Annotated in this window: 19 protein-coding genes; 8 read left to right on the top strand and 11 right to left on the bottom strand. The window is 53.6% G+C overall.

Annotated elements, in window-relative coordinates; all coding sequences use genetic code 11:
• Positions 1–1140 carry a UDP-4-amino-4-deoxy-L-arabinose aminotransferase gene (gene arnB / locus V6E55_RS08755; protein WP_316942668.1) on the bottom strand — a complete coding sequence of 380 codons (1140 nt, stop codon included), beginning with the start codon at positions 1138–1140 and terminating at the stop codon, positions 1–3.
• Positions 1141–1468: 328 nt separating this feature from the next.
• Complete coding sequence (locus V6E55_RS08750; RefSeq protein WP_129994803.1) at positions 1469–1972, bottom strand: phenolic acid decarboxylase; 504 nt, start codon at positions 1970–1972, stop codon at positions 1469–1471.
• A gap of 100 nt (positions 1973–2072) precedes the next feature.
• Here V6E55_RS08750 and V6E55_RS08745 point away from each other — a divergent pair, with 100 nt between their 5' ends.
• On the top strand, positions 2073–2954 hold the full coding sequence (locus V6E55_RS08745) for a LysR family transcriptional regulator (protein ID WP_316942613.1): 882 nt from the start codon (positions 2073–2075) through the stop codon (positions 2952–2954).
• 32 nt (positions 2955–2986) lie between these two features.
• Entirely contained in the window at positions 2987–3781 is a 795-nt protein-coding gene (locus tag V6E55_RS08740; RefSeq protein WP_316942667.1) for an SDR family NAD(P)-dependent oxidoreductase, read from the top strand.
• 5 nt (positions 3782–3786) lie between these two features.
• Here V6E55_RS08740 and V6E55_RS08735 read toward each other — a convergent pair whose 3' ends face one another.
• Complete coding sequence (locus tag V6E55_RS08735; RefSeq protein ID WP_410493441.1) at positions 3787–4314, bottom strand: NlpC/P60 family protein; 528 nt, start codon at positions 4312–4314, stop codon at positions 3787–3789.
• Between the two features lie 239 nt (positions 4315–4553).
• Between V6E55_RS08735 and V6E55_RS08730 the strand changes: the two genes are divergently transcribed.
• The gene (locus V6E55_RS08730) at positions 4554–5213 is read left to right on the top strand and encodes an HAD family hydrolase (RefSeq protein WP_114979299.1); all 660 of its coding nucleotides are present in this window, start codon (positions 4554–4556) and stop codon (positions 5211–5213) included.
• Positions 5214–5256: 43 nt separating this feature from the next.
• On the opposite strand, the gene V6E55_RS08725 is transcribed toward V6E55_RS08730, so the two are convergent.
• From V6E55_RS08725 to V6E55_RS08715, 3 genes are all read right to left on the bottom strand, one after another.
• Positions 5257–6282, bottom strand: coding sequence for a TerC/Alx family metal homeostasis membrane protein (locus tag V6E55_RS08725; protein ID WP_028018065.1), 1026 nt, complete (start codon positions 6280–6282; stop codon positions 5257–5259).
• 68 nt (positions 6283–6350) lie between these two features.
• Positions 6351–6749: a potassium channel family protein gene (locus V6E55_RS08720; RefSeq protein ID WP_114979298.1), complete on the bottom strand. Its 399-nt coding sequence runs from the start codon at positions 6747–6749 to the stop codon at positions 6351–6353.
• A gap of 109 nt (positions 6750–6858) precedes the next feature.
• Complete coding sequence (locus V6E55_RS08715) at positions 6859–8052, bottom strand: NAD(P)/FAD-dependent oxidoreductase (protein WP_316942610.1); 1194 nt, start codon at positions 8050–8052, stop codon at positions 6859–6861.
• Positions 8053–8280: 228 nt separating this feature from the next.
• Here V6E55_RS08715 and pitA point away from each other — a divergent pair, with 228 nt between their 5' ends.
• The gene (pitA, locus tag V6E55_RS08710; protein ID WP_129994800.1) at positions 8281–9780 is read left to right on the top strand and encodes an inorganic phosphate transporter PitA; all 1500 of its coding nucleotides are present in this window, start codon (positions 8281–8283) and stop codon (positions 9778–9780) included.
• Positions 9781–9834: 54 nt separating this feature from the next.
• On the opposite strand, the gene uspB is transcribed toward pitA, so the two are convergent.
• The gene (uspB, locus tag V6E55_RS08705) at positions 9835–10170 is read right to left on the bottom strand and encodes a universal stress protein UspB (RefSeq protein ID WP_028018336.1); all 336 of its coding nucleotides are present in this window, start codon (positions 10168–10170) and stop codon (positions 9835–9837) included.
• 284 nt (positions 10171–10454) lie between these two features.
• Here uspB and uspA point away from each other — a divergent pair, with 284 nt between their 5' ends.
• Positions 10455–10892 carry a universal stress protein UspA gene (uspA, locus tag V6E55_RS08700; RefSeq protein ID WP_003861223.1) on the top strand — a complete coding sequence of 146 codons (438 nt, stop codon included), beginning with the start codon at positions 10455–10457 and terminating at the stop codon, positions 10890–10892.
• Positions 10893–10989: 97 nt separating this feature from the next.
• On the opposite strand, the gene rsmJ is transcribed toward uspA, so the two are convergent.
• Positions 10990–11742, bottom strand: coding sequence for a 16S rRNA (guanine(1516)-N(2))-methyltransferase RsmJ (gene rsmJ, locus V6E55_RS08695; protein ID WP_049005596.1), 753 nt, complete (start codon positions 11740–11742; stop codon positions 10990–10992).
• 7 nt (positions 11743–11749) lie between these two features.
• Positions 11750–13792: an oligopeptidase A gene (gene prlC, locus V6E55_RS08690; RefSeq protein ID WP_316942608.1), complete on the bottom strand. Its 2043-nt coding sequence runs from the start codon at positions 13790–13792 to the stop codon at positions 11750–11752.
• Positions 13793–13969: 177 nt separating this feature from the next.
• Here prlC and V6E55_RS08685 point away from each other — a divergent pair, with 177 nt between their 5' ends.
• Together V6E55_RS08685 and gorA are read left to right on the top strand one after the other, a co-directional pair.
• Positions 13970–14812 (top strand): 23S rRNA (adenine(2030)-N(6))-methyltransferase RlmJ, encoded by an 843-nt coding sequence (locus V6E55_RS08685; RefSeq protein WP_114979293.1) that lies wholly within the window; start codon positions 13970–13972, stop codon positions 14810–14812.
• A 71-nt stretch (positions 14813–14883) separates the two neighbouring features.
• The gene (gorA, locus tag V6E55_RS08680) at positions 14884–16236 is read left to right on the top strand and encodes a glutathione-disulfide reductase (RefSeq protein ID WP_134708527.1); all 1353 of its coding nucleotides are present in this window, start codon (positions 14884–14886) and stop codon (positions 16234–16236) included.
• Between the two features lie 10 nt (positions 16237–16246).
• Here gorA and V6E55_RS08675 read toward each other — a convergent pair whose 3' ends face one another.
• Positions 16247–19807 (bottom strand): response regulator, encoded by a 3561-nt coding sequence (locus V6E55_RS08675; RefSeq protein WP_316942606.1) that lies wholly within the window; start codon positions 19805–19807, stop codon positions 16247–16249.
• Positions 19808–19990: 183 nt separating this feature from the next.
• Here V6E55_RS08675 and V6E55_RS08670 point away from each other — a divergent pair, with 183 nt between their 5' ends.
• Complete coding sequence (locus V6E55_RS08670) at positions 19991–20287, top strand: Biofilm associated protein A (RefSeq protein WP_316942605.1); 297 nt, start codon at positions 19991–19993, stop codon at positions 20285–20287.
• Positions 20288–20323: 36 nt separating this feature from the next.
• Here V6E55_RS08670 and V6E55_RS08665 read toward each other — a convergent pair whose 3' ends face one another.
• Positions 20324–21583 (bottom strand): tetratricopeptide repeat protein, encoded by a 1260-nt coding sequence (locus tag V6E55_RS08665; RefSeq protein ID WP_316942604.1) that lies wholly within the window; start codon positions 21581–21583, stop codon positions 20324–20326.
• Positions 21584–21672: the final 89 nt, after the last annotated feature.

The raw sequence follows: 21672 nt of genomic DNA, 5'->3' as shown, positions 1-21672 counted from the left end.
TCAATTTCCTGCAAGCTGATGGAGCGCGGTAATGACGCGGGTTGTGTCGTCATGAGTCATGTCCGGGAAAAGAGGGAGAGAACAAATACGCGCGCTATTCCATTCTGAATTCGGGAGCGATACATCAGGAAAACGCTCGCGGTAGTATTTTTGGGTGTGAGCCGCGCGGAAATGGAGGCCGGTACCGATGCCTTTCTCTTTCAGCGCTGCCATCAGGTTATCGCGTGAAATCCCGCAGCGAGCTTCATCAACACGAATGATAAACAGATGCCAGGCGTGCACATGCGGCCATGACGGAATAGTGAGTGGCTGGAACGGGGTATCGGCAAGCTCCCGCAGGTAGCGTTCAGCAATTTCCTGGCGACGTTTGTTGGCTTCTTTCAGTTTGCCCAACTGCACCAGCGCCAGCGCGGCGTTAATATCCGCCAGGTTGTATTTATAGCCCGGGGAAATCACTTCTGCCTGCGGAGCGCGACCGTGCGTCTGGCGGTCATACGCGTCGACACCCAGACCGTGGAATTTCAGGCTGCGGATCCGTTGTGCCAGTTGGGCATTGTCCGTGACGACTAAGCCGCCTTCTGCACAGGTCATATTTTTAATGGCGTGGAAAGAGAAAATCGCTGTTCCCTTCCAGCCGACATGACGGTCTTTGTAGTAAGTACCGGCAGCATGGGCCGCATCTTCAATTACCGGAATACCATGGCGTTCGCCAATGGCGTGGATGGCGTCGATTTCACACGGCGCGCCGGCATAATGAACGGGAATAATCGCTTTGGTACGCGGAGTGATGGCAGCTTCAACCGCTTCGGGTGTCACCATCAAGGTATCTTTGTCCACATCAATCATTACCGGCGTTGCACCCAGTAACACGATCATATTCAGTGTGGAGACCCAGGTCTGGGAAGGAGTAATGACTTCATCGCCCGGGCCAATATCCAGCGCCATCAGCGTGACGTGCATTCCCGCGGTTGCTGAACAGACGGCAATTGCATGCTGATTTCCGGTAAGCTCACAAAATGCCTCTTCAAGCGCCTGATTTTTCGGCCCGGTCGTGATCCAGCCGGAGGTTAATACCTCCTGCAACGCCGTTAATTCCTCATTGCCCATGGACGGGCGGGAAAAAGGCAAAAAATCGCTCATCATTAATTTCCTTGCAATAAAAATGGTACGCTTCTGATATTAACCAATTACCGGCTCGTTTATTTCAACGGTTCATCAACTCATATCAAGGTAACGCTCATTTCTTAGGGAAAAATTAAGATGGGCATTTAAAATGTAATGAAAGGCATGTAATTAAGTTTATAAACAACAGGTTGCAGAATTATGAATTATTTATTTTGTGATCACGTTCAATTTTTGCAAAATGTAACGATTAAACTAAACCTCAACAAACAAAAAAAATCCCAGTTATTTCTACAAATAGCAGAAATAACCGGGAACTTTTCTTTTCAGTTAATTGTCGCGCTTATTATAGGTTTTCTGGAAAGTTTTTGGGTAATTCGCTGGCTGCGCAGGCGATAACGCTTTCATTATCCGCACCGCAATCGCGCACAAAGGTAATAGTGGCAAACTCATCAATGACTTCCGTTGGATAAGCTGGACCAGCATCGCGATAGCTATTCATTAGAGGAATATGATCGTTCTGGAAACAGACGGTTTTTTCCGGGTTGTTCATGACCCAACGTGGGAAGAAGATAGTGCCATGGAACAGTTTGTCACCCAGGTTCACAATCAGGCTAACATCGGTTCCGGTTGGCTCGGTCCAGGAAATTTTATAAATACTCTCCCCTACTCGCACAATGTAAGCTCGTTGATCTTTTACCCAACGATTGCCTACCAGGCCGCTGTGAATACGGTAGTCGAGCGTGTTTTCATTTTTGACGTAAATCTCGTAGTTCCAGCCATTGTCATAAGTATAAACAAGGTGTTTGCCAACGAAGCCGCTTAAATCATGTTTGTCGAAGGTGTTCATAAGATGTCTCCTTTGTTTTGATGAGACGATCGTACCCCTTCAAAAAATGGATGAATAACGCTATGTTTTAATCAAATTCATCCAAAATTTAGATATTTTCATGCATAAGACGACACTGGAACAATGGTCTTTACTGGTGAAAGTGGTTGAGGCAGGCAGCTTTGCCAAAGCCGCGGAAGAAACCCACCGTAGCCAGTCTTCAGTCAGTTATAACCTGTCGCTGTTGCAGGAGCGACTGGGCGTGGCGCTGCTGGCGCCAGAAGGACGACGAGCGGTGCTAACCCCCGCAGGAGAACTTCTTCTCAACCAGGTGAAACCGTTGCTGAAAGCCTTTTCGTATGTCGAGACGCGCGCAGGAACCCTTCGCAACGGGATGCGCACGCGGTTGGATCTGGTAGTAGACACGGTTTTCCCGCGTCGCCGCCTGTTCGCCATTCTGCGTCAGTTCCAGCAACAGTATCCGCAAACTCAGGTACGCCTAACCGAAGTGCTGGAAACTTCCCGTGCCGATGCCATGAATGACGAAGCCGATGTAATGGTCCTGACGCGCCGCCAGGACATGACCGGGCTCGGCGAATGGCTGATGAATATCGACTTTGTTGCCGTGGCGCATCATCAGCATCCCCTCTTTAACCTCGACGCACCGCTTAACGACGACATGCTGCGCCCGTGGCCGCTCATCCAGATTGCGGACAACCAGACTACCGCGCGTGCTGCCGGCGAGTCATGGACCTTCTCCACCATCGATGCCGCCATTGAGGCCGTCGTCTCTCAGGTTGGCTACGGCTGGCTGCCAGAAGAACGCATCCAGACCCAGTTGGATCAAGGTGTACTGAAACGTCTGCCGCTGAGCCACGGCGCGCGCAGGGCAACGCCGCTTCACCTGATTGTTAAGCGCTCCTTCGCCCCGCTTGATGAGCAGGTCGAAACGCTATTGCGCCTTTTTAGCCAGGAGCCGTCATCATCACCTGCTACGCTTTAAGGTCCGAACGTTAAAACGATAGGGAGCAGATGATGAAAATCGACTTTGCGGGAAAAGTGGCGCTGGTGACTGCCTCAACCGGTGGGATCGGGTTCGCGATTGCCAGAGGTCTGGCGGAAAGTGGTGCGGAAGTGATCGTCAATGGCCGTAGCACGGAATCAGTAAATAAAGGCATTCAACAGCTCCAGCAGGTAGTGCCTGGCGTACAGGTGCGTGCCGCGATTGCCGATCTCAGCACAGCAGAAGGGGTCGAAGCGCTTCTGAAGGTCGCGGGCAACGTCGATATCCTGGTCAACAACGCCGGGATTTACGGACCGCAGGATTTCTACGCCACCGACGATGAGACCTGGGAACGTTACTGGCAGACCAACGTGATGTCCGGCGTGCGCCTCTCCCGCGCCTTACTGCCGGGCATGGTGCAGAAAGGCTGGGGACGCGTGGTATTTATTTCCTCCGAGTCAGCCTGCAATATCCCGGCGGATATGATCCACTACGGCGTGACCAAAACGGCACAGCTTTCACTGGCGCGCGGCCTGGCGAAGTTCGTGGCGGGAAGTGGTGTGACGGTCAACAGCGTGTTGCCAGGGCCGACGATGTCTGACGGTTTCGCCGAAATGATGAAAGATGAAATCGAAAAAACCGGCAAATCGCTGGAACAGCTGGCGAAAGAGTTTGTGATGGCCAACCGCCCCAGCTCGGTTATCCAGCGTGCGGCCACGCTTGAAGAGGTGGCCAATATGGTGATTTATGTCTGTTCGACCCAGGCCTCCGCCACCTCGGGTGCGGCATTGCGCGTTGATGGTGGCGTCGTGGATGACATCATTTAATGTCGTCAGGCCGTACTGCCTGCGACCCGACGGGCAGTAATGTAGTGTTCTTGCCAGTAGTCATCCGTCAGAGTGGAGACCGTTACTCCCTGGCTACTTGAGGCGTGAATAAACTGGCTATTGCCAATATAAACGCCAACGTGCTTGCGGTTCGGTCCCGTCTGGAAGAACACCAGGTCTCCTGCCTTCAGGCGATATTGCGCCACCTGCACACCGCGATGGATCTGTTCGCTCGTCGTGCGCGGTAAATTAAGGTGTACCGCTTCGCTGAACAGATGTTGTATCAGTGCGGAGCAATCCACTCCGCGATGCGTGGTTCCGCCCCACTGATAGTGAGTCCCCTTCCACTTCTGGTATTGATCGAGAATGCGCGAGCGTAGCGGGCCTGTTTCCTGGTGAAACAGAGCCGATTTCGCTGGCGATACTGCAAATGCGCTGTTCATCGAAATCATGGACGCGGGCAATTGAAAACTGAATGCAGAAAATGAAGCAAAACTTAACGTGAGGATTGAAATAAGCGATCTGAACGTCATATATAAAAAAGGATCTGAGAGTGAATTATTCCTTACCTGTGAGGGCCAATGTTCCCCCGAAAAATCTTTCAATGCGGCGATAATATAGGCAGGTCATTTTTTCACCAATCTTTATGGTGACTAAAATTGGACTCATTTCAGATCGCAAGATCGAGAAAAAAGTGGTTGTGATGTAAGGACTGTCCAGGTAAAGCAGGTAAACTGATCAACAGAATGTGTATTTCAGCTAAGACGTATTTATGACCAATATGATTGCCGACGAGACGGTGGCAAAATCCAACGTGCTCTCTGTCTTTGACTTTGATGGAACATTAACGCACCACGACAGCTTTATCCCTTTCCTGCGTTTTGCCTTTGGTAAACGTTACTTCGCGGGCCGTCTGGTGCGTATGGCGCTGCCAACGCTCCATTGCGTTCGCCGCAAGCTGACGCGCGATGAACTGAAGGAAGTGCTGATTAAAACGTTCCTGACAGGTGTGGATGAGCACTGGTTACGCCAGCAGGCGGAAGCCTTTTGCGAAAAATACTGGAACAAGCTGATGCGCCCGGAAGGGGTTCTGGCGGTGGCGGCTGAGGTGAACTCCGGTGCAGAAGTAACGATCTGTTCCGCGTCTCCTGCGCTGGTATTGCAGCCGTGGGCTGACAAACTTGGCATTAAGTTAATTGGCACGCAGCTGGAAGTGAAAAACGGTAAGCTGACAGGACGTATCACGGGCAATAACTGCCGCTGTGCTCAGAAAGTGGCAAGGCTGGAAAAGGTGTATGGCGATCTCAACGCGTATCACCTGCGCGCCTGGGGAGACACCCGTGGCGATCACGAACTGCTGGCAGCCGCGCAGGATCCGCACTGGCGACATTTCCATCACCCGCGTAAGCGCCGGAACTCACCGATTAAGTAGCCTTTTCTCCCTCTCCTGCATGGAGAGGGAGAAAAGCGGGGCATCAGGCCTCACGTTTCCCAGGGAACATCACACTCGCAATAATGCCCAACGCCAGCACGCCTAATACCACAAACAGGCTGGCCGTCGCGCCAATGCTGTAACCATGATGCCAGAAGTGGTCGGTTGCATTCAGACCCAGCTTGAAGGCCACGAAGAACAGCAACAACACCACTGCTTTCTCAAGGTGCACCAGATACTGTTTCAGCGCTTCCAGTACGAAATAGAGCGTACGCAGGCCGAGAATGGCGAACATCATGGCGCTATAGATAATCAGCGGTTCACGGCTAACGGCAATAATCGCCGGGACCGAGTCAAAGGCGAACATTACGTCAGAAAGCTCCACAACCGCCACGCAGAGCAGCAGTGGTGTTGCGTAGCGCTTCGCCTTCTTAACACGCCCAACCATCACGTCCTGGTTTTCCGGTTTTTCAAGCTCAGCATCGACCTCTTTCTGGGTCAAAATAAAGGCATTGCTGCTGATTTTCGGCCAGACAGGATAGAAGCGTTTCACCAGACGATAAGCGAGATGACCAGAGTAATCTTCCACTTCGTCACTCTCTTCATTGCGTTTGAGCATCATCACCGCTGTCCAGCCGACGACTAGCGCGAAAATCACTTCGACGTAAGGTCCAAGACTCAGCAGGCTGGTACCAATGGCCACGAAGATGCCACGGAATACAATCGCGCCGAGCACACCCCAGTAAAGTACGCGATGACGATACTTATCCGGCACACCAAACCAGGCAAAAATGGCCATCATTACAAACAGGTTATCGACAGAGAGCACCTCTTCAAGCGCGTAACCCGTGAGGAACAGACTTGCCATCTCTGCGCCGTGGTGAACATACAAGAATCCGGCGAACGCCATTGCCATCATGACCCAGAACAGGGACCACATGGCGGCACTTTTGAGCGAGATCGGTTTATCGTGACGGTGCATAAAGAGGTCGATAAACATCGCCCCAACGGCCATCACAACAAAGACAACAACGGTTTCCGTCGGGAAACCGAGATGAGCAGCAGACATACACAACACCATACAAACTGACATAAGCCAGTAACAGAAAAAGATCGTTACTTTAGCACACCCGTTGTTCAGGCGCTCATGCCACGCAAACGCTGCAGTACCGCCACCAGAACCGCCACAGACCAGCCCACCATCAGCGCGCCCACTAGCCCTTCCACACCACCGATCAGCCGCCAGTGCTCGGGTAACGTGACGTCGCCGTAGCCGACAGTGGCGTAACTGACCAGTGAAAAGTAGAAACTGGTGTTCCAGTCATTAAATGCATCAATGACAAAATAAAACGCCGCAAATAGCCCGGCTTCAAGAAGATGGGCGAAAATCATGGAGATAACGATGCCGACATTACGTAAAACAATACGTACCGCAGAATCGACTTCTAACTTAATGAATTTGAGAACGATAAACATCCACAGTGAATGGATAACCACAGTAAGGCTAAGCAAAATAATAATGCTGAGTATCTGCATGACGTGTGCTCTGACCAAAAGGAATACGGCCCCGCGAACGCAGCGGGGCACCTGGTCGAAGCTTAGTTGAATGGACGGAAAAAGTTGGTGCAATAATTGCGGGGCGTGATTATTTCTCTGCCAGCGCCTGAGCACACGCCCAGGCACTTGCCCATGCCCACTGGAAGTTATACCCGCCAAGCCAGCCGGTCACATCCATCACTTCGCCAATAAAATAGAGTCCCGGTACGTTGCGCGCTTCCATGGTGCGGGAAGAGAGTTCATTCGTGTCGACCCCGCCCAGCGTGACTTCCGCGGTGCGGTAGCCTTCCGTGCCGTTTGGCTGCACACGCCAGTTTGTCAGCGTCTCAACCAGCATCTCCTGCTCGCGGCTGTTAAGCTGCTTGAGCGAAACATCCGGGATCTGACCAAGCACCTGCAAACATTCCACCAGACGCTTCGGCAGCAGCATTGCCAGGGTGTTTTTCAGGCTCTGATTCGGGTGCGCAGTACGTTGCTCGTTGAGGAACGCGTCCAGATCGCAGTCCGGCACCAGGTTCACAGTGACAAACTCTCCCGGCTGCCAGTAACTGGAGATCTGCAGTACTGCCGGGCCGGAGAGGCCACGATGGGTGAAGAGCAGGTTTTCGCGGAATACCGTACCGTCTTCGGCGGTGATGACAGACGGAACCGAGACGCCAGAAAGTGTCTGGAGTTGTTCCAGCAGCGGTTTATGCAGCGTAAACGGCACCAGACCCGCACGCGTTGGCAGCACCTTCAGGCCGAACTGCTCGGCAATCTTGTAGCCAAACGGCGAGGCGCCCAGACCCGGCATGGAAAGACCACCGCTGGCGATCACCAGGCTATCGGCGCAGACGGTTTCACCGTTGAGTTGCAGCATGTAACCTTGCTCATCACGCGCAACGTCCAGCACTTCCGTGCGCAGGCGCATCGTTACACCACCCTTCTCGCACTCGGCCACCAGCATATCGACAATCTGCTGCGCGGAATCATCGCAGAACAGCTGGCCCAACGTCTTCTCATGCCACGCAATGCCATGCTTCCCAACGAGGTCGATAAAATCCCACTGGGTGTAACGCGCCAGCGCAGATTTGCAAAAATGACGGTTTTGGCTCAAATAGGCCGCGGGTTCAACATACAGATTCGTAAAGTTGCAGCGCCCGCCGCCAGACATCAGGATCTTACGGCCTGGCTTTTTACCGTTATCCAGCAGCAGCACGCGACGACCCGCCTGTCCGGCCATCGCCGCACAAAACATACCCGCCGCACCGGCGCCAATTACCACGGCATCAAACCTTTCCACGTCAAAACCCTCTTTGTTAACTGCCGCGGATTGTAAAGTTTCCTCTGTGGTCACACCAGCGTAAAAAGATATTACAAAGCCATTTCATTGAAATTTAAAGAATATCCTTTCAGGCACTTTTCTCAAATCAGGTGGTATGTCAAAAAAAGTCTATATTTCACTTTGCCCGCCGTGCATTTGTCCTGGATAATGCGCCGCGTTCATGTCCTCAAAATGGCGTAACGTCCTATGCTACATTTGTTTGCCGGCCTGGATTTACATACCGGGCTTTTATTATTGCTTGCTCTGGTTTTTGTACTGTTTTACGAAGCGATCAACGGCTTCCACGACACTGCAAACGCAGTAGCGACGGTTATCTACACTCGCGCAATGCGATCGCAACTGGCGGTCGTTATGGCGGCGGTATTTAACTTTTTTGGTGTCCTTCTGGGTGGACTGAGCGTTGCGTATGCGATTGTGCATATGCTGCCAACGGATCTGCTACTTAACGTAAGTTCTGGCCATGGCCTCGCTATGGTGTTCTCAATGCTGCTTGCTGCAATTATCTGGAACCTCGGTACCTGGTATTTCGGCCTGCCTGCATCCAGTTCTCACACTCTCATTGGCGCGATTATCGGTATCGGGTTAACTAACGCCCTGATGACCGGTACATCGGTTGTTGATGCGCTGAACCTTCCTAAAGTACTGGGTATTTTCGGCTCTCTGATCATCTCCCCTATTGTGGGTCTGGTGGTTGCAGGTGGATTAATTTTCATCCTGCGTCGTTACTGGAGCAACACGAAAAAGCGCTCCCGTATTCACCTGACTCCGGCAGAGCGTGAGAAGAAAGACGGTAAGAAAAAACCGCCATTCTGGACACGTATCGCTCTGATCATTTCAGCAATCGGCGTGGCTTTCTCACACGGTGCGAACGATGGTCAGAAAGGCATTGGTCTGGTGATGCTGGTTCTGATTGGCGTTGCGCCAGCAGGTTTCGTGGTTAACATGAATGCCTCCGGATACGAAATCACCCGTACCCGTGATGCGGTGAACAACGTCGAAATCTATTTCCAGCAGCATCCTGATCTTCTGAAGAAAGCGACCGGTGTTGACCAGTTGATTCCTTCTCCGGAAGCGGGTGCCACCACTGTGCCAGGCGAGTTCCATTGCCATCCGGCTAATGCGATTAACGCGCTGGAACGGGCGAAAGGTATGCTGGGTACTATCGAGAGTTATGACAAACTGACCGTTGAGCAGCGTGGTCAGCTACGTCGCATTATGCTGTGCATCTCTGATGTGACAGATAAAGTGGCGAAGCTGCCTGACGTGAATACTGACGACAAGCGTCTGCTGAAGAAACTGAAAAGCGATATGCTCAACACCATTGAGTACGCGCCAATCTGGATCATCATGGCTGTCGCGCTGGCACTCGGTATCGGTACGATGATTGGCTGGCGTCGTGTGGCGACCACCATCGGCGAGAAGATCGGTAAGAAAGGCATGACCTATGCGCAGGGTATGTCCGCGCAGATGACGGCAGCCGTGTCTATCGGTCTGGCGAGCTATACCGGTATGCCAGTGTCTACCACCCACGTACTCTCCTCGTCCGTGGCAGGTACCATGATTGTTGACGGTGGCGGTCTGCAGCGCAAAACCGTGACCAACATTCTGATGGCCTGGGTATTCACCCTCCCGGCCTCTATCCTGTTGTCTGGCGGTTTGTACTGGATTTCGCTGAAGCTGATCTAATCAGTTGAAGGCGACAAAAAAGCGGGTCAGGAAACTGACCCGCTTTTTTTATGCTCAATGCCAAATCATCAATGCAACCATACTGACCACGACCAGACCACATAAGGCGCTGGTCAAAATGAACTGACGACGCAGGCGCTCGCAACGACGGATAAACTCTTCATCGTGATGATCGCGGTAGCGCTGGTAGTAGATGTATCCCACCAGACGCATCTGTTTGCTGGGCTGTCCATGCGAGGTGAAGAAACCTCCACCGTCCACATACTGATAAAGCAACGGATCGCAACCACGAAGTACCACCAACAGCGCACGTAACGATGAGAAGTAGCGCGCCATATTCACTATGCAAACCACACATAGCGCCCAAAACAATGCGACGGTGCTAATCATACATCCTCCCCGGCGTCCGCCCACGAAGCAAGGCTTCTGAGCTACCGCACCCCAATGCCCTGACAGACAGTTCAGTGAAAGAATGACCAAAAATCGATCCGGTTCGCATTTTAAAATCCGAACGGCTCATTAAATAGTGTAGGAGATCCGTTAATTTTTTTGCCACAAGGTTAATCGTTATCAACACCAAAGCTTGAAAAATATGTTTAACTGGGCCGTAATGAATGTATCAGACGACGGCATTCTCGTATTAGTCATCGATAACTTAAGGAAGGAGTAACACTATGGCTTACAAACACATTCTCATCGCGGTAGACCTCTCCCCGGAGAGCAAAGTACTGGTTGATAAAGCAGTATCCATGGCGCGTCCCTACAACGCGAAAGTTTCCCTGATTCACGTTGATGTGAATTACTCCGACCTCTATACCGGTCTGATCGACGTCAATCTCGGCGATATGCAGAAACGCATCTCCGAAGAGACTCACCACGCTCTGAGCGAACTGTCGACTAACGCAGGTTATCCGATCACCGAAACCTTAAGCGGTAGCGGCGACCTGGGTCAGGTGCTGGTCGATGCGATTAAGAAATACGATATGGATCTGGTGGTATGCGGTCACCATCAGGACTTCTGGAGCAAGCTGATGTCTTCAGCGCGCCAGCTGATTAACACCGTTCACGTGGATATGTTGATTGTTCCACTGCGTGACGAAGAAGACGAGTAAGTGCGTTAAATTCCCCTCACCCTAACCCTCTCCCGTTGGGAGAGGGAATAGATCGAGGACATAGGCCGGGTAAGGCGAAGCCGCCACCCGGCTTTTTTTATTCCGGCGTACCGGCATAAATATCAAACCGGTGCCCTTTGGTGGTCACCGCATTGGTCGTCGCAACGTCCGCCAGCGGCGGCGCATAGTCAGGGCGTTTTACCACCACACGCTTCGTCGCTAACTGGCGAGCAGGCCCCAGCAAACCATCTGCATCCAGGTCCGGTCCCACCAGCGACTGAAACACACGCATCTCTTTCTTCACCAGCGCACTTTTCTGCTTATGCGGGAACATCGGGTCAAGATAGACCACCTGCGGGCGCGGAGTGATATCGGTCAGCGCCGTCAGGCTGGAAGCGTGGATCAGTTGCAAACGCTCCTGCAACCACGGGCCGATTTCCGGGTCTGCATAGCCACGCACCAGACCATCGTCGAGTAGTGCGGCCACCACCGGATTACGTTCCAGCATCCGCACATGACAACCCACGGAAGCCAGCACAAACGCATCACGCCCTAACCCCGCCGTGGCATCCACCACATCCGGCAGATAGCTCCCTTTGATACCGACCGCTTTGGCAACCGCTTCACCACGACCGCCGCCAAACTTACGTCGGTGTGCCATAGCACCGCCGACAAAGTCGACAAAAATACCGCCGAGTTTCGGTTCGTCGCGCTTACGTAATTCGAGATGCTCTGGCGTCATCACCAGCGCCATCAGGTTTTCATCATCGTGCTCCAGCCCCCAGCGGGCGGCCAGAACAGATAAGGCGCCGTCTCCGGCGCCTGTTTCATCGACTAAGCAGATCTTCACGTAACAATCAGCCTTTAATCCCGTAATGCTCAAGCATCGCATCCAGCTGTGGCTCGCGGCCACGGAAGCGTTTGAACAGCTCCATCGGCTCTTCAGAACCCCCGCGGGTCAGGATGTTATCGAGGAACGACTGGCCCGTTTCGCGGTTAAAAATCCCTTCCTCTTCGAAGCGAGAGAAGGCATCTGCCGCCAGCACGTCGGCCCACAGGTAGCTATAGTAACCTGCCGCGTAGCCGCCTGCGAAGATGTGGCTGAACGCGTGCGGGAAGCGGCCCCAGGTTGGCCCAGGAATGACGGCAACCTGCTTTTTAATCTCAGCCAGAGTCTCGAGGATTTTAGCCCCCTGTTCCGGACTGAACTCGGCGTGCAGGCGGAAATCAAACAGGCCGAATTCCAGCTGACGCAGGATAAACATCGCCGCCTGGTAGTTTTTCGCCGCGAGCATTTTATCCAGCAGTTCTTTCGGCAGCGGTTCGCCGGTCTCATAGTGACCAGAGATAAACGCCAGCGCGTCCGGCTCCCAGCACCAGTTTTCCATAAACTGGCTTGGCAGTTCGACCGCATCCCATGGCACACCGCTGATCCCGGCCACGCCTGCGGTTTCGATGCGGGTCAGCATATGGTGCAGACCGTGACCAAACTCGTGGAACAGGGTGATCACTTCGTCGTGGGTAAACAGCGCAGGTTTACCATTCACCGGACGGTTGAAGTTACAGGTCAGGTAGGCGACCGGTTTCTGCAGGGAACCATCCGCTTTACGCATCTGTCCCACACAGTCATCCATCCACGCACCACCGCGTTTGTTTTCACGCGCATAGAGATCGAGGTAGAAACTGCCGCGCAGTTCGTTCTTCTCGTCATACAGTTCGAAGAAACGCACGTCCGGATGCCAGACGTCAATGTCGGTACGTTCTTTCGCGGTGATGCCATAGATGCGCTTAACCACTTCGAACAGACCGTTAACGGCTTTGTTTTCCGGGAAGTAAGGACGCAGTTGCTCATCGCTGATGCTATAGAGGTGCTGCTTCTGTTTTTCGCTGTAGTACGCGATATCCCACGGCTGCAGCTCATCCACGCCGAACTCCGCCTTCGCGAAAGCACGCAGTTGGGCCAGTTCTTTCTCACCCTGAGGACGGGCACGTTTGGCCAGGTCGGTCAGAAAATCGAGTACCTGCTGTGGGTTTTCCGCCATTTTGGTGGCAAGGGATTTATCGGCATAGTTTTCAAAGCCCAGCAACTGCGCCAGCTCGTGACGCAGGGCGAGGATTTCCGCCATCACCGGGCTGTTGTCCCATTTACCGGCATTCGGCCCCTGATCGGAGGCGCGGGTGCTGTAAGCGCGGTACATCTCTTCACGCAACGCCTGGTTGTCGCAGTAGGTCATGACCGGCAGATAGCTCGGGATATCCAGGGTTAACAGGAAACCCTCCTGCTCTTTCGCTTCGGCCTGGGCTTTTGCCGCCGCCAGCGCGCTTTCCGGCATGCCCACCAGCTCGGCTTCGTCGGTAATCAGCTTCGTCCAGCCCATGGTGGCATCGAGCACATTGTTGCTGTACTGGTTGCCCAGTTCAGACAGACGCGCGGCAATTTCACCGTAGCGGGTCTGCTTCTCTTTTGGCAGACCAATACCGGACAGCTCAAAATCACGCAGAGCATTATCGACAGATTTTTTCTGCGCCGTATTCAGTTCGGCGTAGTGGTCGCCATCACGCAGGTCGCGATACGCTTTGTAGAGCCCTTCGTGTTGACCGACCCAGGTGCTGTACTCTGAGAGCAGCGGCAGCGTCTGTTCATAGGCTTCACGCAGTTCCGGGCTGTTTTTTACCGAGTTCAGGTGACTTACCGGGGAGAAGATACGTCCCAGCACGTCGTCCACTTCGGCCAGCGGCTGACACAGATTTTCCCAGCTGTACGGCGCGCCCTGCGCTACCACGCTTTCTACCGCCGCGCGGCAGTTGTCCAGCGACTGCGTAACAGCTGGAACCACATGCTCAGGGAGGATTTTAGAAAATGGCGGCAACGAAAAAGGCGTCAGTAATGGATTGGTCATAAACGCTGTCCTGTTGAATAAGATGAATGAAGCGCGCATCCGGCGCAGTGCATATGGTCCAGTAATGGGGTTAAGTGTAGAGGATTTCAATGGCTGCGCTTACCGTGCCGACGGGTAATCTGTGCCGTTCTGCTGTAAACTGTGGCAAATCGTCATTTCAGCGGAATTTCATTACCCATGCTCAGTTATCGCCACAGCTTTCACGCAGGCAACCACGCCGACGTCCTAAAACACACCGTTCAGAGTCTGATCATCGAATCACTCAAAGAGAAAGAGAAGCCGTTTCTCTATCTGGACACCCACGCGGGCGCGGGGCGCTATCAGCTGAGTGGCGAACACGCCGAGCGTACCGGTGAATATCTGGAAGGGATCGCCCGCATCTGGCAGCAGGACGATCTGCCCGCCGAGCTGGAGCCGTATATCGGCGTGGTGAACCATTTCAACCGCAACGGCCAGCTGCGCTACTACCCTGGTTCTCCGCTGATTGCCCGTCAACTGCTGCGCGAGCAGGACAGCATCCAGTTGACCGAGCTGCACCCAAGTGATTTTCCGCTGTTGCGCGCTGAATTCCAGAAAGATAACCGCGCTCGCGTGGAAAAAGCCGATGGCTATCAGCAGCTGAAAGCCAAATTGCCACCGGTTTCCCGTCGTGGCCTGGTACTGATCGACCCGCCGTACGAAATCAAAACCGACTATCAGGCAGTGGTGACCGGTATCCACGAAGGTTACAAACGCTTTGCGACTGGTACTTATGCCCTGTGGTATCCGGTAGTGCTGCGCGCGCAAATCAAACGCATGATCAAAGACCTGGAAGCGACCGGCATCCGCAAAATTCTGCAGATTGAACTGGCAGTACGCCCGGACAGCGACCAGCGCGGCATGACCGCCTCCGGTATGATTGTCATCAACCCGCCGTGGAAGCTCGAAGCGCAAATGAACAACGTGCTGCCATGGCTGCACAAAACGCTGGTACCGGCCGGGACAGGACATGCCACCGTCAGTTGGATCGTGCCTGAGTAATCACAGCCATCGGTGGAAACTATTGATTTCAGGTATACAATCGCGGCAATTCACGATTAAGGATAAAAGCTATGACTAAGCATTATGACTACATCGCAATCGGCGGCGGCAGCGGCGGCATCGCCTCCATCAACCGTGCAGCCATGTATGGCCAGAAATGTGCGCTGATTGAAGCCAAAGAACTTGGCGGCACCTGCGTGAACGTGGGTTGTGTACCGAAGAAAGTGATGTGGCATGCGGCGCAGATCCGTGAAGCTATCCATATGTATGGCCCGGACTATGGCTTTGACACCACGATCAACCACTTCGACTGGGACAAACTGATCGCCAGCCGTACTGCCTACATCGACCGTATTCACACCTCGTACGACAACGTACTGGGTAAAAATAACGTCGACGTGATCCGTGGTTTTGCCCGCTTTGTGGACGCGAAAACGATCGAAGTGAACGGCGAGACGATCACTGCCGATCACATCCTGATCGCCACCGGCGGCCGTCCGAGCCACCCGAATATCCCGGGCGTGGAATACGGTATCGACTCCGACGGTTTCTTCGAACTGCCAGCCCTGCCAAAACGCGTTGCCGTGGTGGGTGCGGGTTACATCGCGGTTGAGCTTGCCGGCGTGATTAATGGTCTGGGTGCCGAAGCGCATCTGTTTGTGCGTAAACACGCACCGCTGCGTAGCTTTGACCCGCTGATCGTCGACACGCTGGTCGAAGTGATGAACGCTGAAGGCCCAACCCTGCACACCAACGCCGTACCAAAAGCGGTAGTGAAAAATGCAGACGGCAGCCTGACCCTGGAGCTGGAAGATGGCCGCAGCCAGACCGTCGATTGCCTGATCTGGGCGATTGGCCGTGAACCCGCGAACGATAACTTCAACCTGGCCGTCACGGGCGTGAAAACCAATGATAAAGGCTATATCGTCGTCGATAAATTCCAGAACACCAGCGTACCGGGCATTTATGCTGTCGGTGATAACACCGGTGCGGTTGAGCTGACTCCGGTTGCCGTTGCAGCGGGTCGCCGTCTCTCCGAGCGTCTGTTTAACAACAAGCCGGAAGAGCATCTGGACTACAGTAATATCCCTACCGTGGTCTTCAGCCACCCACCAATCGGTACTGTCGGCTTAACCGAGCCGCAGGCGCGCGAGCAGTATGGCGACGACCAGGTGAAAGTGTATAAATCGGCGTTTACCGCGATGTACACCGCCGTCACCTCACACCGTCAGCCGTGCCGCATGAAGCTGGTCTGCGTCGGTCCGGAAGAGAAGATTGTCGGTATCCACGGCATTGGCTTTGGCATGGATGAGATCCTGCAGGGCTTCGCCGTGGCGCTGAAGATGGGCGCAACCAAGAAAGACTTCGACAACACCGTGGCGATCCACCCGACGGCCGCGGAAGAGTTTGTGACCATGCGTTGATGTCAAAACGTCAGAGAGTCTCACCGCTCTCTGACGACAACTGCTGATTAAACCGGGTCATCTCTTCCAGCACGCGATCGACGAGGCTCTCAATCTCTTGCCAGGATCCCTCGTCGTGACAGGCTGTTTCCAGTTGTTCGCAGGCTTTCTGCAACGCTGCCATATTCATCATCCGTGCACCGCCGTTGATACGGTGCGCCATACGACCCACCTTGTCGCGATTTTTCTGCTCGAGCCACTGCGTCAACTTGCTGGCATCTTGTCTGTTGACCTCCACCATCTCGGCATGCAGCGTTTGCGTGGTATCACTCCCCAGGGCAGGTTTCACGCTGCTGACGGAAAAATAGCGTTCCAGCAGCGCCTGGAGTTTTTCCGCCGTCAGCGGTTTTTCCAGATATTCATTCATACCTGCCTCAAGACAACGCGCTGCCGTTTCTGTGCCGCTCATCGCCGTCAGGCCGAAGATCGGGATCGGTGGCTGGCCGTTAAGCTGTTCGGTATGGCGGATCTGCTGCGCCAGTTCATAACCGTCCATCTCCGGCATCGTACAGTCGGTAATAATCACATCGTAGCGGCCAGGATTTTGCTGCCACATCGATAACGCTTCCGCCCCCTGCGTTGCCAAGGACACCTGGTGCCCCCAGGACTCCAGCCGCTGCTGCAGCGCACGGCGCGCTGGCGGATAGTCGTCCACGCCAAGAATATGCAGGCTGCGCGCCTGTTCGACCGGCGGAGGGGTCAATACTTTGCTGGTAGCAGGCACGGCGTTGAAATGCAGGCTCACCACGCAGCCCTCATGCGGTTCACTGTCGATACGCACTTGCGCACCCGCGGCATGCGCCATATGCAGGCAGGCCGGTAAGCTGAACCCGGTGTCGGTCCACTCTGATTTCAGCGTCACATGGTGAGCACGCCTGGTAATTTGCTCCAGCATTTCCCCATCAATTCCCTTACCCTGATCGCACACTTCAATAACCAGTGGGATCGTCGTGGCATCGGGATCTCTGCTCCCCTCATACACCTCAACATCAATCTCCTGGCACTCCGAATGCTTAATGGCGTTACGCAGCAGGCTTGAGAGGATGCGAATAATCAGCAGCGGATCAGTAGTAAAACGCTCGGTAGACAGCTCGATCAGCACATTCAGGGTGATCCCTTTTGCTTCGGCCTGCTGCCGGTAGAGCGCCACGGTACTGTCGATTAACTGCGGCAGATGCGTGCTACGCGTCGTTCCGTTCAGTTGCGGGTTATCGGCACGGAAGACATCGAACATGTCGCCGATAAGCGAAAGCAGGTTAAGTGAAGATTCCCAAATCAGATTCAGGTTTTCATTGTGCTCATGCCGTGCATCCAGCCCCTGAAGCTCCATCTCCAGCAGGCCGGTGATCACGCTGAGCGGGGTGCGCACTTCATGCCCCATGCTCTGCATAAACGCATTCTTGCTGGCAATGGCCTGTTCCAGGTTGCTTTTGGTTTCTGAGAGCTGCGTAATCAGCTGCTCTTTTTCCGTAATATCCAGCCAGCCGCCAATTAAACCGCCAACCTCTCCCTGACTGTCATGCCACGGCACAACCCAACCCTGTAAGTAACGCGACCGCCCGTCTGTCTGGAATCTGACGGACCACTTTTGCGGTAAACCATCCTGCAGCGCCTGGTTATATTTGGCTTCAATTGCCGCGAGTTCAGAAGGTTCGATTGTATTAATGGCGGTAATTGGCAGACCTATCAGCTCCTGGCCTGACTGACCGATAGCCTCGCTCCAGGCCTGGTTATAACGCAGTAAATTCCCCTGCCGATCGCGCACATAGAGCGCCACGGGCGATGCGTCGATCAGCGCCTGGGTAAACGTCAGTTGTTCCGCCAGCTTCTGCTGCCAGACGTTGCCACGACGGAGTGCGGCACGTAAGTATTGGATCCACAGCCAGCAGCCCAGCACCACCAGCAGTAACAGCACACCCCAGACCAACGAATTCAGCAGCGTGCTTTTATCCCAGGTTTCACTGTTTTCTATCGCCGCCTGACGCCAGTTTCCCGCCATTTGCATCAGCGCCTGCGGCTGCATATCTGCCAGCGCTTTATTGATGATGTTAACTGGCTGGCTGTGCTCCGTTTGTGCTGACAAAACCAGGTCGACCGGCGTGACAGGCAGGGTCACGGCCAGATGAAAGCGAGTTGGGTGATGAAGGGTCACCAGGTAGTTAGCAATAAACTGCGGCGCAATCACCCCGCGCACTTCCCCATTTTTTAACCGCTCAAGCGCATCATCCATATGGGGAACCATCACCAGCTTAATGGTGGGATACCAGGTCTCCAGCCACGGTATCAGCGGGTCGCTGGCCTGAATGGCGATTTTCTCGCCTTTCAGCTGCGTAAAATCATCCGGACGCTTGATGTCCTGATCCATCACTACCACAGCGGGTGTCGTGAGCAATGGTGGCGTTTTAGCGGTACCATCTTTCGTCTGTTGCGGCGTATCGATCACCTGCTCGACAAAAAGTGCATCAGGATAAGCGCGTTTCAGCGCAAGCATTTCAGTGTCGTTTTCAGCAGGCATGACAGTAAAGCGAAGGCCGTACTGCTCATGGAACTGATTAAGCAGATCCACCACCAGACCTGCGGACTCGCCCTCACTGACAAAAGAGATGGGACGCTGGCGCTGGTCAATAATGACCTTAATATCCCCATGCTCGCGCAGCCAGTTTTCCTCCTCCTGATCCAACCCCAGAGGATTGCTGGTGATAACAAAACTGCGGTTCAAACCCCAGTTGATCGCAATGCGCAGGCGGCTGGCTAACGGAATATGTTTGAAGACGGTGTCAATGGCCTCTGCCAGCAACGGGAGCTGACGGTCGACGCCAAAACTCATGTTCAGATTGGGTATCGCCGGGCTAAACGTCCAGCTCAACCCTCTGGCCTGATGATATTGAGTGAGATACTCCGCGCTGGCCCGGTTAATCCACAAGGCATCAAGTTGTTTAAAGGCAAGCGCACTCACCGCGGTGGTATACCACGTCTGGTAACGCAGCGTACTCTCCGGGTAATAACGGCGTAGTGCATCGCCAGCATGGCTACCAGCGACCAGCCCAAGCACTTTGTTGCGCAGATCGAGGGGGGCTTCACCTTGTGGTTTCGAGGTCATCAGCACCGCTTTGTCCAGCAGCCATGGCGGCGTGGCTTGCAGATCAGGGCTTGGCCACAGTTCGGGGTTCCAGATTGCGACCATCTGTATTTCATGTCGCTGCAGTGCGGCGAGCGCATCATGGCTCTGATCATAGTAATGCAGCTTAATTTTGACCTTGAGGCTATCTTCCAGCAGTGCCAGATAATCTGCGGCAATACCGCTGAAGACACCGTGCCCCATTCCTTCGCTCAGCGGTGGGTGCTCTTGCCCCCATACGCCAACATGCAGCGTCGGGTTGTTATTCAGCCAGCGTTGCGCCTCATCACTGAACTGAACATGAGGGGCATTCACCTGAACACGAGGTTGTAGCACCAGTTCCTGCGCAGGCAATTGCCATACAAAGAACACGGTGAAAAACAGGCTAATTAACCGGGCTGATAAAAAGCGCATCGTAAGAGTCGATCCCTGAATGAAAACATGCTGGAGAATAAAATTATACCGTCCCCACTTACCGAACTAAGTAAGTCTTGTCTTGTTCTGGTAACACTCCTGAGAGTATAAGACCGAACTTGTTGGCGTGCCCCACTCCTCCTGGTAAAAAGCCCGGGCTATGTTGTAAAGGGGCTGTTGGCGATGAATAAACATGAATGTCCGGCGATGGTAGAAATCACGGTCGACGATATTTTAATAAAAAATGAAGAGTACCTTTTTTCCGATGATCATTATGCGCAGTTGCTTATCAAAGGAAATGATGGAGAAAAAATAAACCTGGCAGATCTGTTACCCGCCGATGTCGAACTGGGTGCATGGTCAAAAGCCACAGGCTCTGTCACCGTGGATGGCGTGCAGTATGAGGTTTATCAACATTCGGGTATAGAAACAGAGGTGTTAGTCCAGGTGGGAATGCGCACGGGGCTTAGCGATGTATAAACATGCGGCCCCACCAGTCAGCGGGGCCGTATAATTTCAGCGACGCGTCACCACATCAACCTGCAACTTACCACTGCGAAAATCATCCGCAAGGAAAAAGGGGACGGGCAGTTTCCACTGTCCCTGACGCACGTTCGCCATGTAGCGCCAGGCGTTACCCTCTATTTTCAACACCACAGTCTCTGTTTCTCCGTCGTTTTTAGCGCTGGGCCCGGCCAGGATCGTAAAGCCAGCATTACTTCCCACATGAAAATGCTCAGCCTTCCAGCGAACAGGCGGGTGTGCAGGCCAGGGTTCAGCGTGATGAAAACCAAAAATATCATCATGGTTGAGAATACTTTGCCGCACAGTGGACCACAGCACCGCCTTCAGGAAATACTGATCGGTGAAACGCGCACTCCCCTTATAGCGGGACACAAAATCACGCATCATTCCTTCGACATCCGGGAACACACCACCGCATCCCCCCCACATGCCCGCCAGCAAAAGTTCCGTGTGGGTGAAGTAATCGCGCATATGGTGAAAATAACAGGATGAACCCAGCCATGCTTCTACACAGACCTGCTCACGCTCGGAGAGCAGTGAGTCGGCATCACGCACCAGAAAGCGCTCAACCTGTGGATCGTCCATGACCAGAAAACGCCACAACGTGGGATAAATACCTTTCTCATGACTCATGTCGACCAGTTGAGCGCCTGCGGCCTGCAGACGTTGCCAGACATGCTGCGGCACCGAATTGTCCAGATAAACACGGCAACGCCAGCCAGGAAACAGCGACGTTGCCGCTTCAATGTTTTTAATCAGCGTTTCGCAGTAGCGCGGCTGATCGCCATACAAGCTGAACGCGATGATGTTCTTCTCAGGTTGAGAGGGGTTAAATGGTCGCGGAGCAGTGGTGGGCAGCGGCCAGTGTTTGCCATTGCCGAAGCGTTGATCTGACTGCATGAGCGACTCTAGCCCATAGGTGCGCATCTCCTGAGTTTTCCCCATATGCCCGCACAGCTCCGCAAAGCCATCCAGCCACGTTTCAGATGCTTCATGCCGCAACGGTGACTGATAAATCTGGCGGTATACCTTATACGCCTGCTCATGTTTTCCCTCACGCATCAGGCTCAGCGCATAGTCACTCTGCACAGACATATTTTTTGGTAATACGGCCAGCGCTTTTTCACAGCACAGGGAGGCCATGGCGTAATCGCCTGTTGCCATGGCATGTCGATATTTCTCTGCCAGGGCACTAAATTGCTGGCTCATGGCCGCGTGGTTAGCGGGACGATGGTGAAAAGCAGGGCGCATACAGGTTCGCTCTTGAGTTGATCATCAAAATAACGCGTATTTTTTCATCACCTCAGATAGCAAACGATAAGACCCGTCTCGATATATCG

Origin of the sequence: Enterobacter sp. 342, from assembly GCF_036663495.1 — a bacterium.
GTDB lineage: Bacteria > Pseudomonadota > Gammaproteobacteria > Enterobacterales > Enterobacteriaceae > Enterobacter.
The sequence above is the reverse complement of the archived record's forward strand: the minus strand, read 5'-3'. Positions and strand labels throughout refer to the sequence as shown.

Coding starts and splice junctions, on each gene's coding strand:
- arnB (WP_316942668.1), bottom strand. CDS start 1,140: ATGAGCGATTTTTTGCCTTTTTCCCGCCCGTCCATGGGCAATGAGGAA.
- V6E55_RS08750 (WP_129994803.1), bottom strand. CDS start 1,972: ATGAACACCTTCGACAAACATGATTTAAGCGGCTTCGTTGGCAAACAC.
- V6E55_RS08745 (WP_316942613.1), top strand. CDS start 2,073: ATGCATAAGACGACACTGGAACAATGGTCTTTACTGGTGAAAGTGGTT.
- V6E55_RS08740 (WP_316942667.1), top strand. CDS start 2,987: ATGAAAATCGACTTTGCGGGAAAAGTGGCGCTGGTGACTGCCTCAACC.
- V6E55_RS08735 (WP_410493441.1), bottom strand. CDS start 4,314: ATGACGTTCAGATCGCTTATTTCAATCCTCACGTTAAGTTTTGCTTCA.
- V6E55_RS08730 (WP_114979299.1), top strand. CDS start 4,554: ATGACCAATATGATTGCCGACGAGACGGTGGCAAAATCCAACGTGCTC.
- V6E55_RS08725 (WP_028018065.1), bottom strand. CDS start 6,282: ATGTCTGCTGCTCATCTCGGTTTCCCGACGGAAACCGTTGTTGTCTTT.
- V6E55_RS08720 (WP_114979298.1), bottom strand. CDS start 6,749: ATGCAGATACTCAGCATTATTATTTTGCTTAGCCTTACTGTGGTTATC.
- pitA (WP_129994800.1), top strand. CDS start 8,281: ATGCTACATTTGTTTGCCGGCCTGGATTTACATACCGGGCTTTTATTA.
- uspB (WP_028018336.1), bottom strand. CDS start 10,170: ATGATTAGCACCGTCGCATTGTTTTGGGCGCTATGTGTGGTTTGCATA.
- uspA (WP_003861223.1), top strand. CDS start 10,455: ATGGCTTACAAACACATTCTCATCGCGGTAGACCTCTCCCCGGAGAGC.
- prlC (WP_316942608.1), bottom strand. CDS start 13,792: ATGACCAATCCATTACTGACGCCTTTTTCGTTGCCGCCATTTTCTAAA.
- V6E55_RS08685 (WP_114979293.1), top strand. CDS start 13,970: ATGCTCAGTTATCGCCACAGCTTTCACGCAGGCAACCACGCCGACGTC.
- gorA (WP_134708527.1), top strand. CDS start 14,884: ATGACTAAGCATTATGACTACATCGCAATCGGCGGCGGCAGCGGCGGC.
- V6E55_RS08675 (WP_316942606.1), bottom strand. CDS start 19,807: ATGCGCTTTTTATCAGCCCGGTTAATTAGCCTGTTTTTCACCGTGTTC.
- V6E55_RS08670 (WP_316942605.1), top strand. CDS start 19,991: ATGAATAAACATGAATGTCCGGCGATGGTAGAAATCACGGTCGACGAT.
- V6E55_RS08665 (WP_316942604.1), bottom strand. CDS start 21,583: ATGCGCCCTGCTTTTCACCATCGTCCCGCTAACCACGCGGCCATGAGC.